Genomic DNA, 15,259 nt, shown 5'->3' on the forward strand with positions numbered 1-15,259 from the left:
TTTTGCATCATGTTAAAATATCCGCTAAAACGATTAAGAAATACATTGACGATCGTTACAGTAACAAAGTAATTTCATCTATTAGTCCCATTTCGAAGCAATTGAACATATGCTATTCTTACTACAACATGCTAATTTACAATCTATCATCTTTTTAAGGTTGAAACATTAATAAAAAATTTAGTAAAAATGTTTATATAATATTAAGTAGGTAAATGGTTAGTGTATACCACCGAAAGGAGATGTCTATGTACAAAACAAAAGAAGATGTATTACAAGCAGTGAACGAGTATGATGTAAAGTTCATAAGAACTCAGTTTACTGATACGTTCGGAGCGATTAAGAGTTGGGCAATCCCTTCAGAGGACCTCTCAGACGCATTCTCAGAAGGAATTATGTTTGATGGTTCTTCAATTGAGGGATTTACAAGGATCGAAGAATCTGATATGATGTTAATGCCAGATCCTTCAACTTTCAGAATTTTGCCATGGAGACCAAAAGAAGGTTCTGTTGCCAGATTATTAGGTGATGTCAAATTACCAGACGGAAGTCCTTTCATTGGAGACCCAAGGTATGTACTAAAACAGGCCATTGAGGAAGCAAAGAGCGAAGGGTATACAATGAACGTAGGGCCTGAGCTGGAGTTCTTTGTGTTCAAGTTAGATGAAAACAACAATCCTACCACCAATCTTACTGATGAAGGTGGATATTTTGATTTCGCACCACTTGATCGAGCACAAGATATGAGAAGAGATATCGATTATGCCCTGGAACATATGGGATTTAAACTTGAGGCTTCTCACCATGAAGTAGCACCATCACAACATGAAATTGATTTCAGATTTGGTGATGTGCTTTCAACTGCTGACAATGTTGTGACTTTCAAGTATGTTGTGAAATCGATCGCAAGCCATAGAGGATATTATGCTACATTTATGCCAAAACCCCTTTACGGAGTAAATGGTTCAGGAATGCACGCAAACCAATCTTTAATGACAAGTGACGGTCAGAATGCATTCTATGATCCAGAAGGTGAAAACCAGCTTTCACAAACTGCTCGCTATTATGTTGGTGGTTTATTAAATCACATAAAGGAATTTACAGCTGTGACTAACCCATTAGTAAACTCTTATAAGAGACTAGTACCAGGATACGAAGCACCAATATACATAACGTGGTCAGATAGGAATAGAAGTTCATTGATCCGTATACCTGCAACACGTGGTAAGGGTACCAGAGTTGAACTGAGATGTCCTGACCCAACATGTAACCCATACCTTGCATTCGCATTAATGTTGAAAGCAGGCTTGAACGGAATTAAGAATGAAATAGATCCTGGAGACCCTACCAGCAGAAATATATTCAACCTAACACCCGAAGAGAGAAAAGATATGGGAATTGGTTCACTTCCAGCTAACTTAAAAGAAGCATTGGATTATATGAGCAATAGTGAGTTCGTGAAGGAAACTTTAGGAGATCACTTGTTCGAGCATTACATAGCAGGAAAAATAGCTGAATGGGATGATTATAAAGCTCAAGTCCATCCTTGGGAAGTTGATGCTTACCTTGGAAAATTCTAAGCTAAAGTAAGTAACAAAAATAAAGTTAAACAAACTACCCTAAAAAGGGTAGTTTTATCACTCTTTTATATTAGGAATTTCTGTAAGTTCACCACGGTGATTCTTTAGAACATATTTTTCATCGTCATGATCAACTATGTAATAGTCCCGCATTAATGGGATTTTACCTACATTCGTAGCAATTACATGCATTGGTTGAGCAAGACCTGTAGTGTGACCTCTCAAAGCATCCCTTATAAGTTCGCTTCCCTTCTCAACAGGCGTTCTAAAGTGATCAATACCTGGTGCAGGTTCACAGTAGAATAAATAGTAGGGTCTGATCCTTGCTGCAAGCAGCTTTTGATGAAGTTCACGAATAGTCTCTACATCATCATTTATTCCTTTCAGTAAAACTGCCTGGTTCCCTACATTGACACCACTTGTCACTAGATCATATACTGCACGTTTTGTCAACTCTGTTATCTCTTTTGGATGATTACATTGTGTATTCAACCAAACTGGAACTTCATGATATCCGCCTAAAATACGTTTTAAATTATCTGTTATTCTATGTGGCAAAACTATCGGAATACGAGATCCAATTCGCACCATCTCTACATGAGGAATGTTACGTAAGTTCTCAATTATGTATTCTAGTTTTTCATCTGAAAGAAGAAGCGGATCACCGCCTGTTACGAGGACATCTCTAACCTCTGGATGATCCCGAATCCATTCAATACCGGCATTCACATTAAAATCAAGCTTAAGGTCACCATCAACAACTAGTTCTTTCCTGAAGCAATGTCGACAATAAATCCCACATTTGCCAGTTACTGTAAAAGCAACTCTGTCTTTATATTGTCGTGCAATACTATCTGGTCGAACCTCTTCAGTTGCCCTGTTTTCCTTCCAAACGAGATAATCTTGCATACCATACTTGTTTTTAGTTTCTTTAAGGGATGGTACGACTTGTTTCCTAATAGGACAATTGGGGTCATCTTTATCCATCAAAGATGCAAAATAAGGCGTTGTTCCCCATATTGTATCAAGAGATTCAATTGCTTCTCTTTCTTCAGCAGTTAAATTTATGTATTTTTCAAGTTTTTCTAACGAATCTACACTATTTTTTAATTGTTCTTTCCATTCTTCACTCATTATAGTGAAATCTCCTTACTTAACCATCATTTCAAGTTGTATACCAATAATCATTAAAGGTAGCCATACAACCATAATTGAAATCTTAGTTAGTTCAAGTTAACAAAAATATAAAAATTTCATTATATATTAAATTAATCAAATATCTTCATAACCCTGTTTTTGAAAAAAGTTTTGATGGTACTCTTCTGCAGCATAAAATTTCTTTGCAGGTAATATTTGAGTTGTTAGTTCTGAATCATATTTCCCCGACTTTTCCTGATCTCTTAAAGCCTTAGTTGCAACCTCTTTTTGGTCATCATCATGATAAAATATAATCGATTGATAATGTCGACCAAATTGTGGTTGGTCTTTAGTAAGTGGAGCTACAAGACATCCTGAATATTTTGAATCATGTAACTTCCAAAACTCTTCAATGAGCTTTGAATAATCTATCTCTGATGGATCATAAGTTACCTGTACGGCCTCTACATGATCGGTCTTACCTTTAATCACATCTTTGTATTTTGGATCAGGAATGTCGCCACCAGTATAACCAGATAAAACTGATTTAACACCCTTTATTTTTCTGAAGGCATTCTCGATCCCCCAGAAACATCCGGCTGCAAACGTTGCTTTTTTAACTATTGGATCACGACCATCCAGTCATTTGTAATTGGAAATAATGTTTTTATATAACATGTACAGGAAAAAAACTGGTCTGCCTTTTCATGTTATGCTAAAAGTCCAGATATATATAATATAATCAATAGCACTATTCCAATCAAATACAGATATATAGCAATTGAATCGGTCTTATCTAACTTAAAGTTAAACCTTTCTTTCATTTACATACACCCCACGCAATATACATAATTAACTGTAATTTTGTTCTTCATATCATAAACACCAAAATTATAGTCTGAAACATTTAATTGAGCATATTAATTGAATATATCAATTATAGTTAATAATAATGATAGATTATATTATATTTAAGTTTTTTGATTTATCATGATTAATCGAGTGAGTATATTGAAAAAGGGTTTGTGTGCTCAAAACCATAAAAAAAGGAATTTTAGGATCTCAGGATTTCATATTAATTCCAGTTATAGAATCATACCTGAAATCGAATGCAGTATCACTTTCATCTTCAAATAAGAGTTCTATTTTACCAGTATTGTCTATAGTGCCAATAGCAGCTGCTGTCAAGCCTGTTTCCTCAAAAGTAGTGATACATGGTTCTACATTATCTTCAGTGGCAGTAACAATATAACCTGTTGCGGGATAGACCTTAAGCCATTGTGCTAAAGGTACTGAATTGGGTCGTGGTATTTTGGTAATATCTACAGATGCACCTACATGACTTGACTCACAGAGCATACCAAGTGTACCAATTGTACCGGGGTTACTAATGTCCTTACCCGAGGTAACTAGTCCTGCTTCACCAAGCTTTTGCATTACCATGTACATATCCCTAACTTTTTTAGAATCTTTAAAAGATGTACTATCCCAACTATATGGAGAATTTCTGCCAATCTTACCGTCCATATCATATGCCACAATGATAATGTTACCATCTTTTGCAGTATCACTTCGAATAATGCTATCCTTTTTAGCAATACCTATAATTGCTACTGATATGGACGTATAAGGTGTATCGGGATGCATATGTCCACCTACCATAGGCACACCAAATTTCTTAATACCTTCATTTATCCCTTGTATCAATTCATTACATATCTCTAAATTATTAGAAGCTAAAACATTCACCATTGCAATAGGTTTTCCACCCATAGCCGAGATATCATTAACGTTCACAAGAACTGAAGTGTAACCTGCCCACCAGGGGCTTGCATCCGTGATCTTACCCCAAATACCATCCGCTGAAAAAAGTATAACATCATTACCGCCAATATCAATAACAGCTGCATCGTCCCCAAAATCAATCAGAGTAGTACCATTATAATCGTCCTTCACACTTTCAAAAAGTTTCACAACGTCTTCTATAGGCTGTTTACGTTTTACCCCTTCAAACTCACGAAGCTCTTTTATCAAACTTTTCAATTCGGACATCGAAAGTAATTCTCCATTTAAAACAGCAGTAAATCACTCAATCTTTTCTAAGTTTAATTAGATTTCGACGTTCCTGACTCATCTGAGATAGATCATTTCCAATCAAACCATAAGCATCAGCCCTACATTGACGACAATGTTTCATTTGACTCACAAATTCTTCACATGCTTTTTGAGCTTGTTGGCGTTCTTCGTCTGTAGGTTCTTTTAAGGACGCAAACTCACCTTGAGCCATCATTGGAATTATATTCATTATATGAACGTCCATATCCCTCATTTTACGAGCAATATCGACAACATGGTCCCCATTAATCTCGGGGATTAGTACAGTGTTTATCTTAACAACTATATCATTATCTACAGCAGCTTTTATTCCTTCCATCTGTTTCTCATGAAGAAGTTGAGCTGCTTTGGCCCCTTTGTAAATCTTACCATCATATACTATATGTGAATATATTTTTTCAATTAGTTCCGGATCAATTGCATTCACTGTAACAGTTAATGTAGAGATACCAAGATCAACTAGATCATCTATCCTATCAGCTAAAGCAAGCCCGTTTGTACTAAGACATAACAATAAATCTGGGAACTCCTTTTTCACAAGTTCAAGTGTTTTGAAGGTATTCTCATTTGATAGAGGATCACCTGGGCCCGCAATACCTACTACCTTAATATATGGATGTTCTTTGGTTACTTCCCTTAGTTTAGATACAGCCTCTTCGGGACTTAGAACTTCACTCGTGACACCAGGTCTACTTTCATTCACACAATCGAATTCCCTTACACAGAATCTACACTGTACATTACAAGCTGGTGCAACGGGCAAATGTATGCGCCCAAACTTGTGCTGTGCCTTTGAATCATAACATGGGTGGCCAGCTATTTTTCTTAGTACATCGCTTCCTTTATAGCTAGGGCATTTTTGATCTAAGGTCTCAGAACTTTTGTCATGTGTATCTTTTTTTGTTTCTGACATTATATTCTCCATTGTATAAGGGATGAAAGTAAACTAATTCAACTGTTAATTTGACATATAAGTTGAAATAAGTTTTGAATATTTTGATATTATATAGGCTGATCATTCTATTGAACTTAGTTCACACCACTTGTTATGACCTTCCCATACCTTTACAGATAAAGGATATCCAAGTTCTTTGCTTACCTTAGCATGTATTTGTTCGCACATATTCTCAGCGCTTGGATATTCTAGAAGATCGTTTAGAAGTACATGGTCATACTGGTTCAATATCACTTTAACTTTCTGTTTAATATCATAGAAATCCATGACCATTCCAGTTTTTTTCTTTTCACCTTCAATAACTATTTCAACCTTATAGGTATGACCATGCACAATTCCACATGAATCATGCCCTGGAAGGTAATGTGCGCTATCTATATGATCAATAATTCCAAGTCTCATTTTCTTCATTAAAGACACCCTAACATTTTATGTGATTGTGGGATTATCCTTGCATCGATAATATTTAATAGTTTATTTTGAAACTGTAACAAAACATCTAAGTCACACCTATCAGTGGGTGATGTTACTGGTTGTAGAACAATGCATGATATGTATTGAGATATTTCTGTAACTATATCGTAGATTTGTTCAGTTTCCGTATATTTTGAGATGATGACTTTAGCAAAACAATCCCTAGTCTTAGTAGTCCTAAGTTCCTTAAAGCATTTAATAGTTGAATCAATATGTGAACTGAGTTCAGGTACATTGACATCACCCTGCATCTTAATATCTCCTGAAACGAACCTGATCTTATCACTTATTTGTCTTGCATTCTCAGGGAGTGTCATATTAGATTCAAGATATAATGGATATCTTGTATCAAGTTCTTGAATAAAATCACTGTACAAGAGAGGTTCACCTCCAGTAAGGGATATGGAATGCACTTGATCAAACCTTGAAACAAGTTCATTGAGTCTTGAAGGTGTTATTGGATTTGCCATACTCTCAAACTCAAAAGAACCTGGTATTCGCTCGAACTTAAAGTATTTATCAGTCTTTTGAGGCGTGTCGCAATAAGAACATGACAAGTTACAGCCAGCAAATCTTACAAAAACTTGCCTCATTCCTATATAAGGACCTTCACCTTGAACCGAACAGAATATCTCTTGCAAGGGTGCATCCATTAAAACACGTCCAATGGTCTTGATTTTCTTAAATCCGCCTCAATATCATTAAACTCAGTACAGTACCTCTGAGCAATTTTATGCATTATAGCAGAAACTGTCTCATCTCCATTTATGCCAGCCATATCTAAACTACCATAACTATCATGTACTACATTCAAACCAAAATGTATCTTTTGAGATACTGAAGATACACTGGCTATAGATACTGATAACTTTTTGGAGTTGATGAAAAGGTCATCACCATCACGCATAATATTCATACAATATTCACTTAATATCTCTGCAACAATATTCACAAAAAGCCTTTGCCGCGTGTATACTAGTTTTAAGTTATTTGAATCAAAGTGTTCTATTATAAAATGGATCATGTCAGTGGATACTATAGACTCGTTTAGGACCTTATCCTCAAGGTCGATCATATGTTCAATATTAACATCACAAGGACCTCTAAAAGAAACAATTGTATCTTCGCTCACTTTAAACTTCGTATATGCCCACAACGATGAGATTTGACTCCCATCATATCGAAGTTGCTCATCAGTTAAAACAATTGGTCTCATGTATATTTACCTACAAAAACATTATCTCAAACATGGATCTTCCATACCCACTTCTTCAAATGCTATTTTCCTTCTAACACAACTCTCACATACACCGCACGGTTTATCATCACCGTAATAACAGCTCCAGCTAAATTCAAGTGGGGCCTTTACATCTACCCCTTTCCTTACAATCGCTTCTTTATCATAAGATAGGAGAGGTGCATATACTTCAACACTTTTTTGAGTTGAATATGATAATGACAAGTTAACCGACTTCATGAAACTTTCAGAATTATCAGGAAATGTACTAGCTTCTTCTTCATTAAAACCAACGATAATATAATCACAGCCCATGCTTTCTGCAAAACTTGCAGCGATATTGATCATAACACCATTCCTGTTTGGAACCCATACTTGCCTCGCAGATTCTGTTACAATATCCATATCATCTTCGTTTATTTCTTCCTGAGATAAATGTGGGATTGATTTATCTTTATTCACTAAAGACGTTTTAGTGATTGATTCAAGCCAATCGAGTTTAATTATATCATAGGGTATACTCATATGTTCACAGAAACGTTTAGACACTCCTATCTCCTTTTTTGCTGCACGTTGTCCATAATCAAACACAATAGCCAAATTTATATTAATTCCTTCATTCATAGCAACAGATGTGGCTACAATTGAATCAAGTCCACCACTTAATAAAGATATACTTTTCATATTAAACACTCATTTTGAGTTGACTAAGGTTTTATCTAGTTCACAATAAAACAATAAAAAGATTGTTAATACTACCTTGTCAAGTATCCCCACCTTACGGAAGGAGACTCCTGCTTTTTTAGTTGATTGAAATCAAATGCAACATCATGTTCTTCAGAATCACAGTTCTTACACTAACAGTTTCTACTTATTAAATAATGACTGTGTCAGGGACATAAGAGAAGGATTCTATTGCTACCTCAGTTAGGCCATTTTCTTCGACATCCCCGTTTTCTTCATCTGGCAATAGATCGTCATCATTGGCTTCTTCGGCCCTTTCCTCTAGATAACCTTCCTCGTCATAGTCCATGCACCCCACAGACAACAAAGCAACTGTTACAAATGTAAGAATCATTAACACCTTTTTCATAATCTCACCTGCACTAAATATTTGAATTTAATGAATTGAATATAAGCTTTGAATTTAACCTCTACTCAATATAATTTTCTAGTTCATGTTATAAAAAACATTTTAAACACCCATTCTCTTTAAAGATATCACAATTAACGGTTCTATTTGACAAATGATTTAAAACTCACACATCAATATTTTATAATTAAAGCGTAAAACCACTATGTCTTTAGCATAGTGGATGTAAGCGTCAACTATATTATAAATAAGTCTCAATATGTATGTAATTAACCGATGGCGAGAACCAAGCCAAAAGGAATTAAAACTGGACACCCATGGGATAGGGGTCTTCGTAAAGGGTTCCCATAGTTCGTTGCCTTTCCAGTTGGGTATGAACTGTGATATCAGATTCCTCAAGGAATCGGTCGAAGGAAGCACCTGAGTCTTTAGCTCAGGAGTAGTTCACTGAGGACTTGTTATGAGCACATACTTCAATCCGGAAATGGAAACTATGGAGCGTAGTGAACTAGAAGCACTTGTTGACGAACGCATCAGGTACACAGTACAATACGCTGCAGAAAATTCTCCATTTTATAAAAAATGGTTCAAAGAGAATAATATCGACCCCAAGACCATAAAAGAACATGAAGACCTTTTAAGACTCCCAATAATAAATGGAGATATGTTAAAACAACACCAACCTCCTATAACAGATAATTTCGAGTTTAAAAGTGTTGATTGGAACAATGTTTTCACTATCCATGAAACAAGTGGAACCACAGGAATTCCTAAATCCTTCTTCTTAACATGGGATGATTGGATGAGGTTTGCACAAAAATATTCTCGTGCATTCGCATCTCAAGGTTTTGGTCAAGGAGATAGAGTAGTGATTTGTGCATCCTATGGAATGAATGTAGGTGCAAATACAATGACATTAGCTGCAAAGGATGTTGGGATGGCCATAATACCAACAGGTAAATGTACATTCCCAGTTAGAATAATGGAATCATATAAGCCTACTTCTATTGTGGGGAGTGTATTCAAGTTGATAAAACTTGCCGAACGTATGGAAGATAATGGGATGAACCCTGCAGAATCAAGCATACAAAAACTGATTGTTGGTGGAGAAGGGTTTGCAGACGAATCCAGACAATACGTATCCGAGATATGGAACTGTGACGTGTATAATACTTATGGTAGCACTGAAGGAACTATGTGTGGCGAATGTACTGAAATTGCTGGCCTCCATGTACCAGAAGACCTTGTACACCTTGACGTCTATGACCCATATTCAGGCAATTATGTAAATGAAGGAGAATGTGGTAGAGCTATTTTGACAACTTTGTTACCTGTTGGAGAAAAATGTGGTAATTTGCTTTTAAATTACGATACGGAGGATACCACATTAATACACACAAAGAAAAGATGTGCTTGTGGAAGAACACATATGAGGATAGAAAATCCACAACGTGAAGCTGAAACCTTTTGGATATTAGGTGCGCCCTTCAACCGTGTCGATGTAGAAAGAGGAGTTTTCCAAAGAGAGAACATGGAATACCTTACAGGAGAATATGAAGCTTTTATCTATGGAGGAGATGACGAAGGCGAAACCGTGCTCAGGGTTAGTGTGGAGTGCAAAGATAAAAGTGATACTGACAAAGAACTAATAAAAGAAAATTTCTTGAACTCTTTCCTAAAATATAAACCACCACTAAAACAAGCGCATGGGGATGGATTACTAAAAATATTGTTCAATTTCACTCAAATAGGTGACCTAGAACTGTATAAAGTAAAAGGTCGCCCAAAAAGAGTTGTTGATAGAAGGTAAGTGTTTAATTTTTAATAAAGTTCGATCCAAAAAAATATCCAGTATCAGCTTATCCAATAACACATAGATGAATTCGAAATAACTATATATTATAGTTGCTAATTACGTAATGTAATAAAATTAATTAAAGGGTGTGATTAAAGAATGTTATTTTTAGATATAAGCACATGGGAACCACATGACAGAGATGAGATCTTAAAACACTTCAAAGACATAAAAGTTCCTGAAGGTATCAAGATCAAGAACCAGTGGATTGACTTAAGTGGTGGCAGATACTTCATATTATATGAAGCAGAATCTGCAGAAGCTGTTGGTGCATTCAATCTACCTTGGTCAGATGTATGTGTAATTGAATCAATACCTGTCATGGAAACAGGCGAATTCATGAGTTTAATGTCAAAATATAAGTAATTAAGACAATAAGGTGAGATTTCTATAAACTCATCTTTTTTTCTAAAATTTTTCAATATAGAACTTCTATTTAGTTCACTAATCCTATATTTTACTCACAAATAAAATTAAATTATATATTAATTTGTTTTAGAGTGTAAGGTGTTGCTAACTCAATTGATGTACTTGCATATGCTTCAGATTCGTTAATGAAATCTAGATCTATTATAGGACTTTGATCATCTAGGTCACAATATTGACTTTCCACACCATTTCCTTCACTTAGACAACCGATAAATGGAACCATCAATGTCATTAACATGATGGTCATAATTACCAATGGAATCTGTTTCTTAAAACCTTTTATTCTTTTGATTTTCATTAAACCCATGAATCCTCTTTCCTGTAAATTCTGTTTTTATTTTGATCACAGTAACAAAACAAATTATCAATAAGAATCTAGTTAAATAGGTTAAATAAGTATCTATCCAATCAAATAATTAGGATTAGTTGAACCTATCATCTCACATCAAAAAAAACATTTTAGAAAATATGATTGGACAGAGCAAAAGTTGTGAAGTGATGGATATTTCTGTAGTGCCATAGAAAATGTCGTAAAGAGATTGTAACAAAATACGTTACGTACTCAATCAGAGATGAGCTGGTGTTTACATCCCTTTTACTAAAAATATTTTTACACTTTTTCTATATATTAGTTCTTTTTTGAATTAAGTTTTATGTATTCCACAACATCTCCTGCCTGCACTTTAAACTCACCATCTACCAGTGGGGTTGTATCGTATTTATAATGGAACTTGCCTTCTTCATTTGTGGGAATTGTTTGAACGGCTTCTATACCCAGAACGATACTGTCCTTACCATCTTCAGCATCGCCATCAATTCTTATATCATAAGTACCTGAGGGTACATTTGAATCCGAGAATATCGCAACACCATCTTTTGCTTGAGACGTACGTGTAAACATAACAAACATCTTTACTGTAAAGTTGAGGTTCTTTGCACCCACTGCTTTAACAGTATACCGATTAGGAGCTTCGGGGATAGCTACTCTGTCAAACTCGAAAAAGTATTTCCCATCATTTACAGGTATTTCTTTTTCAAAAGTTACACTTACTTCAATTTTAGAGTTTGGTTTCGCTGTACCCCAAGCTTCAAGCACATCACCTACTGTTGGATCTGGCGGTTTGATCGATAGTTCAGTTACTGATGAATCCAAGCTTTTATCTTCATCACTATTCTTTTCAGGTCCTATTATTCCAGTAATCGATTTCTTTATTTTTTGATATCCATAGGCTCCAATTCCAGATTTCATTGATATCACACTCCTAATTCAAAAAAACATTTCAACTCTTTTTCCAATCATTTTATCTTTAGCCTTAGAATAAACGTAGGATGCTGTTGCAACATCTTGGATAGCTAAGCCTGTAGAATCAAATATAGTTATTTCCTCATCAGTTTGTCTACCAGCATATGTTCCGTTTATTATTTGGCCAAGTTCACAGTAAATATCCTCGACTTCCAATTTACCTTCTGAAATAGGTACGTTTATATCTCCGGAATGTGATGCCTGAGGAATATCATCTACTACGAGTTTGGAATGAACGAGTAAGCTAGGATCAATTTCCTGTTTACCTTTAGCATCTGCACCTATTGCATTAATATGAGTCCCAGGTTTAACCCACTCCTTTTCAACTAAATAGTTCCTTGATGGAGTAGTGGTAACTAAAATATCACAGTCACATATTTGCTCTAAGTTCATTGTTTTAGTGAATTCACAATCAATCTCAGATTCGAGCCGGCATTCGAACTCCTTACATTCCTCCATATGAAGAGATGTTACTTTAACTTCTTTTATATCGAACAATTCAGAAAGTGCCAATAATTGAGCATGTGCCTGGTGTCCTGCACCAATGATACCAACAACCTCAGAATCTTTTCTTGCAAGGTATTTAGCAGCAATACCCCCCGCGGCCCCAGTTCGTATGTCAGTAAGATATGATGCTTCAACTATTGCAAGTGTTTCACCTGTATTGGTCGAGTTCAACACAACAACCCCCATAACAGTAGGTAAACCTACCTTTGGATTATTTGGATGAGAATTAACTATCTTTACACCACATATATCCTTGTCCTCAATATATGCAGGCATTGTCCTCAAATCTCCATTATATTCATGGAAATATAGATAGGATTTTATTGGCATTTGTACCTTAGCTAAACCATGCTGTAAAAATGCATCTTCATTTACTTCCATTGCACATGTCATATCTAAAGTATCTTTCACATCTTCTTGGTTCAAAAACAAAATTTCCATATCTTGTACCCATACTTAAATAAAAACCAGTGCGTATATATTTTGCGAATAGTTTTAACTTAAAACCTGATAATACATGGAAAAAAATAAATTTGAGAGTGCTGCAAAAGATGTTAGGTATCTGCTAAACAGAGGGTATCCAAAAACTAGCACGTTACGTTTTGTGTGCAACCATTATTGCCTAAACAAATCACAACGAAACTTATTATCAAGATTAATTGTACCTGACATTATCTCCAAATCGCGCCATAACAAAAAATTAAGTTGTAAGGACATTAAAGGGGCAAGTGTAGTAATAGACGGATATAATCTAATTATCACAGTAGATAGTATTCTCACTGATAATGACCTATGGAAATGTAATGATGGATTTGTAAGAGATAATAGAGGTATTTTCAGAAATTATAAAATCAGTGATACTACCTACAATGCAATAGAAACAATAATCACAGCATTAGAAGATCGAAAACCCTCAAGTACTAAAATAATACTAGATTCCCAAATGAGTAAAAGTGGTCTGCTTGCAGACCATATAAGGAACATGGTCCAACATAGACTACCAAATACACATGTCTGCACCTCATCCAAAACAGACTACCACATAAAAATGGAACTTGATAAAATCATAATCACATCAGACGGAATTATAATCGATTCTGTCAATAAGGTAATTGACCTTGCTGAATGTATTGCGATTAGAAAAAAGGTAACTATCAATGAACTAAATTTGACTGAACCACAATATTGAACTTTTTTTACCTGGTGCTAAAAATGAAAAAAATAGGTGTTGTGTTAACCGATAAGAGTGATTGGACCGCAGTCTCTTTGATCGAAACTATCCAGAAGATGAAACATGAAGCTATACCTATAGACTTAAAAGAAGCGTACTGTACACTTGGTTCAAATAGCTCATGTGAGGTAGGTTCAGCTGAAAAAGTAAACTTGTTCGACATTGATGCAATTGTAGTCAGAGACTTGGGACACGGGACTATTGATGAAATTGCCTTCAGGTCAGATATTTTATTGCAAATGCAGCAATATGGAATACCTTTAATAAATTCACCTCAATCGATTCAAATAGCTGCAAACAAGTATTATTCAACATACCTATTATCCAAAAATGGTTTACCACATCCTTTGACTTATGTGCACCAACAGTTAGATCATGCAATTAAAACTACTGAACAGTTAACTGATTGTATATTAAAACCAATGTTCGGATACCAAGGCCGTGGTATTAAAAGAATTAAGAACGGGTCTGTATTGAACTATAGTGGTTCGATCGACATGACTACAACTCCTGAAGAAACTATTCAATTTATTATAGACAAATATGGTATAGTTTATATTCAGGAATTCGTGGAAAGTTATGGAACTGATATTAGATGTTTTGTTGTCAATAATAATGTAGTAGGTGCAATTGAGCGTACAGCACATGAAAAATCATGGTTAAGCAATTTGAGCCAGGGTAGTATAGCAAAAGCTTATAATGTATCAGAAGACGTCGAAAATCTTGCCTGCAAAGCATCCAGTATAATAGGTACAGATTTTGCGGGTATTGATATAATAATAGGGTCCGAGGGACCTAAAATATTAGAAGTGAATGGAACACCTTCAGGTGCTGGTATTTATAGAGCTTGCAATATTAATGTAACTGAACCAATAATAGAATATTTAACAGACTTATTGTGAACTGCCTCAACGTTAAAGACATAGGGCTTTTACACTAACACTCCAGATATAATTAAATGAGAGAATATTATGACTGACTATAAGCAATGTATAATTATAAGAGATGACTTAAAGCTTTCAAAAGGAAAACTTGCAGTCCAAGTTGCGCATGCTGCCGTTTCATCTATGGAGTGGGCTAGCAAGGATGATATTGAGAAATGGAAAAAAGGTGGTCAGAAAAAAGTTGTTCTTAGAGTAAAAACATTAAGAGATATGTTCGAAATGAAAGAAATTGCAAGAAAGAACAATCTACCAACTGCCCTAATAAAAGATGCAGGGCTAACTCAAATAGAGCCCGGGACAATAACTGTATTAGGTATTGGACCTGCAGAGGTTGATAGACTGGATCGCATTACTGGTGACTTAAAGCTAGTTTAATTTAAAATGGATAAATACTTTGAT

The 15,259-nt window shown here is 35.3% G+C and carries 18 protein-coding genes; 6 read left to right on the forward strand and 12 right to left on the reverse strand.

Going from position 1 to position 15,259, the window contains the following annotated elements; all coding sequences use genetic code 11:
* Positions 1-248 precede the first annotated feature (248 nt).
* Positions 249-1,580, forward strand: coding sequence for a type I glutamate--ammonia ligase (gene glnA / locus J2T59_RS01095; protein ID WP_259133207.1), 1,332 nt, complete (start codon positions 249-251; stop codon positions 1,578-1,580).
* 57 nt (positions 1,581-1,637) lie between these two features.
* Here glnA and J2T59_RS01100 read toward each other — a convergent pair whose 3' ends face one another.
* From J2T59_RS01100 to J2T59_RS01140, 9 genes are all read right to left on the reverse strand, one after another.
* Positions 1,638-2,714: a KamA family radical SAM protein gene (locus J2T59_RS01100; protein WP_259133208.1), complete on the reverse strand. Its 1,077-nt coding sequence runs from the start codon at positions 2,712-2,714 to the stop codon at positions 1,638-1,640.
* A gap of 138 nt (positions 2,715-2,852) precedes the next feature.
* Positions 2,853-3,359 (reverse strand): peptide-methionine (S)-S-oxide reductase MsrA, encoded by a 507-nt coding sequence (gene msrA / locus J2T59_RS01105; RefSeq protein WP_310572646.1) that lies wholly within the window; start codon positions 3,357-3,359, stop codon positions 2,853-2,855.
* 420 nt (positions 3,360-3,779) lie between these two features.
* Positions 3,780-4,769 (reverse strand): methanogenesis marker 2 protein, encoded by a 990-nt coding sequence (locus J2T59_RS01110; protein WP_259133210.1) that lies wholly within the window; start codon positions 4,767-4,769, stop codon positions 3,780-3,782.
* Positions 4,770-4,806: 37 nt separating this feature from the next.
* Complete coding sequence (nifB, locus tag J2T59_RS01115; protein WP_259133212.1) at positions 4,807-5,745, reverse strand: nitrogenase cofactor biosynthesis protein NifB; 939 nt, start codon at positions 5,743-5,745, stop codon at positions 4,807-4,809.
* A 102-nt stretch (positions 5,746-5,847) separates the two neighbouring features.
* Positions 5,848-6,198 carry a 6-carboxytetrahydropterin synthase QueD gene (gene queD, locus J2T59_RS01120; RefSeq protein WP_259133213.1) on the reverse strand — a complete coding sequence of 117 codons (351 nt, stop codon included), beginning with the start codon at positions 6,196-6,198 and terminating at the stop codon, positions 5,848-5,850.
* Entirely contained in the window at positions 6,198-6,914 is a 717-nt protein-coding gene (locus J2T59_RS01125) for a 7-carboxy-7-deazaguanine synthase QueE (RefSeq protein WP_259133214.1), read from the reverse strand. The genes queD and J2T59_RS01125 overlap by 1 nt, the downstream gene beginning before the upstream one ends.
* Positions 6,914-7,477, reverse strand: coding sequence for a DUF366 family protein (locus J2T59_RS01130; protein WP_259133216.1), 564 nt, complete (start codon positions 7,475-7,477; stop codon positions 6,914-6,916). The genes J2T59_RS01125 and J2T59_RS01130 overlap by 1 nt, the downstream gene beginning before the upstream one ends.
* Positions 7,478-7,498: 21 nt before the next feature.
* Entirely contained in the window at positions 7,499-8,182 is a 684-nt protein-coding gene (gene queC, locus J2T59_RS01135; protein WP_259133217.1) for a 7-cyano-7-deazaguanine synthase QueC, read from the reverse strand.
* Positions 8,183-8,372: 190 nt separating this feature from the next.
* The gene (locus J2T59_RS01140) at positions 8,373-8,531 is read right to left on the reverse strand and encodes a hypothetical protein (protein WP_259133218.1); all 159 of its coding nucleotides are present in this window, start codon (positions 8,529-8,531) and stop codon (positions 8,373-8,375) included.
* Positions 8,532-9,051: 520 nt separating this feature from the next.
* Here J2T59_RS01140 and ftsA point away from each other — a divergent pair.
* Complete coding sequence (ftsA, locus tag J2T59_RS01145; RefSeq protein WP_259133219.1) at positions 9,052-10,401, forward strand: coenzyme F390 synthetase; 1,350 nt, start codon at positions 9,052-9,054, stop codon at positions 10,399-10,401.
* A gap of 144 nt (positions 10,402-10,545) precedes the next feature.
* Positions 10,546-10,812: a DUF3303 domain-containing protein gene (locus tag J2T59_RS01150; protein WP_259133221.1), complete on the forward strand. Its 267-nt coding sequence runs from the start codon at positions 10,546-10,548 to the stop codon at positions 10,810-10,812.
* A gap of 112 nt (positions 10,813-10,924) precedes the next feature.
* Here J2T59_RS01150 and J2T59_RS01155 read toward each other — a convergent pair whose 3' ends face one another.
* The 3 genes from J2T59_RS01155 to ala all read right to left on the reverse strand — a co-directional run bounded on the left by J2T59_RS01155 (position 10,925) and on the right by ala (position 13,126).
* A complete protein-coding gene (locus J2T59_RS01155; protein ID WP_259133222.1) occupies positions 10,925-11,182 on the reverse strand; it encodes a hypothetical protein in 258 nt (85 codons plus the stop codon).
* Positions 11,183-11,503: 321 nt separating this feature from the next.
* Positions 11,504-12,124, reverse strand: coding sequence for a hypothetical protein (locus J2T59_RS01160; RefSeq protein ID WP_259133223.1), 621 nt, complete (start codon positions 12,122-12,124; stop codon positions 11,504-11,506).
* 18 nt (positions 12,125-12,142) lie between these two features.
* Complete coding sequence (gene ala, locus J2T59_RS01165) at positions 12,143-13,126, reverse strand: alanine dehydrogenase (protein ID WP_259133224.1); 984 nt, start codon at positions 13,124-13,126, stop codon at positions 12,143-12,145.
* A 76-nt stretch (positions 13,127-13,202) separates the two neighbouring features.
* Between ala and J2T59_RS01170 the strand changes: the two genes are divergently transcribed.
* The 3 genes from J2T59_RS01170 (at position 13,203) to pth2 (ending at position 15,235) form a co-directional block, all read left to right on the forward strand.
* A complete protein-coding gene (locus J2T59_RS01170; RefSeq protein ID WP_259133226.1) occupies positions 13,203-13,874 on the forward strand; it encodes a DUF434 domain-containing protein in 672 nt (223 codons plus the stop codon).
* 23 nt (positions 13,875-13,897) lie between these two features.
* Positions 13,898-14,818 carry an ATP-grasp domain-containing protein gene (locus tag J2T59_RS01175; protein ID WP_259133227.1) on the forward strand — a complete coding sequence of 307 codons (921 nt, stop codon included), beginning with the start codon at positions 13,898-13,900 and terminating at the stop codon, positions 14,816-14,818.
* Between the two features lie 69 nt (positions 14,819-14,887).
* On the forward strand, positions 14,888-15,235 hold the full coding sequence (gene pth2, locus J2T59_RS01180) for a peptidyl-tRNA hydrolase Pth2 (RefSeq protein WP_259133228.1): 348 nt from the start codon (positions 14,888-14,890) through the stop codon (positions 15,233-15,235).
* Positions 15,236-15,259 lie beyond the last annotated feature (24 nt).

The sequence above is a fragment of the Methanosalsum natronophilum genome (genome assembly GCF_024808815.1).
Lineage (GTDB): Archaea > Halobacteriota > Methanosarcinia > Methanosarcinales > Methanosarcinaceae > Methanosalsum > Methanosalsum natronophilum.

Excerpts from the sequence above, each read along its gene's own strand:
- glnA (WP_259133207.1), top strand. The coding sequence starts at position 249 with ATGTACAAAACAAAAGAAGATGTATTACAAGCAGTGAACGAGTATGAT.
- J2T59_RS01100 (WP_259133208.1), bottom strand. The coding sequence starts at position 2,714 with ATGAGTGAAGAATGGAAAGAACAATTAAAAAATAGTGTAGATTCGTTA.
- J2T59_RS01110 (WP_259133210.1), bottom strand. The coding sequence starts at position 4,769 with ATGTCCGAATTGAAAAGTTTGATAAAAGAGCTTCGTGAGTTTGAAGGG.
- nifB (WP_259133212.1), bottom strand. The coding sequence starts at position 5,745 with ATGTCAGAAACAAAAAAAGATACACATGACAAAAGTTCTGAGACCTTA.
- queD (WP_259133213.1), bottom strand. The coding sequence starts at position 6,198 with ATGAAGAAAATGAGACTTGGAATTATTGATCATATAGATAGCGCACAT.
- J2T59_RS01125 (WP_259133214.1), bottom strand. The coding sequence starts at position 6,914 with ATGGATGCACCCTTGCAAGAGATATTCTGTTCGGTTCAAGGTGAAGGT.
- J2T59_RS01130 (WP_259133216.1), bottom strand. The coding sequence starts at position 7,477 with ATGAGACCAATTGTTTTAACTGATGAGCAACTTCGATATGATGGGAGT.
- queC (WP_259133217.1), bottom strand. The coding sequence starts at position 8,182 with ATGAAAAGTATATCTTTATTAAGTGGTGGACTTGATTCAATTGTAGCC.
- J2T59_RS01140 (WP_259133218.1), bottom strand. The coding sequence starts at position 8,531 with ATGGACTATGACGAGGAAGGTTATCTAGAGGAAAGGGCCGAAGAAGCC.
- ftsA (WP_259133219.1), top strand. The coding sequence starts at position 9,052 with ATGAGCACATACTTCAATCCGGAAATGGAAACTATGGAGCGTAGTGAA.
- J2T59_RS01150 (WP_259133221.1), top strand. The coding sequence starts at position 10,546 with ATGTTATTTTTAGATATAAGCACATGGGAACCACATGACAGAGATGAG.
- J2T59_RS01155 (WP_259133222.1), bottom strand. The coding sequence starts at position 11,182 with ATGGGTTTAATGAAAATCAAAAGAATAAAAGGTTTTAAGAAACAGATT.
- J2T59_RS01160 (WP_259133223.1), bottom strand. The coding sequence starts at position 12,124 with ATGAAATCTGGAATTGGAGCCTATGGATATCAAAAAATAAAGAAATCG.
- ala (WP_259133224.1), bottom strand. The coding sequence starts at position 13,126 with ATGGAAATTTTGTTTTTGAACCAAGAAGATGTGAAAGATACTTTAGAT.
- J2T59_RS01170 (WP_259133226.1), top strand. The coding sequence starts at position 13,203 with ATGGAAAAAAATAAATTTGAGAGTGCTGCAAAAGATGTTAGGTATCTG.
- J2T59_RS01175 (WP_259133227.1), top strand. The coding sequence starts at position 13,898 with ATGAAAAAAATAGGTGTTGTGTTAACCGATAAGAGTGATTGGACCGCA.
- pth2 (WP_259133228.1), top strand. The coding sequence starts at position 14,888 with ATGACTGACTATAAGCAATGTATAATTATAAGAGATGACTTAAAGCTT.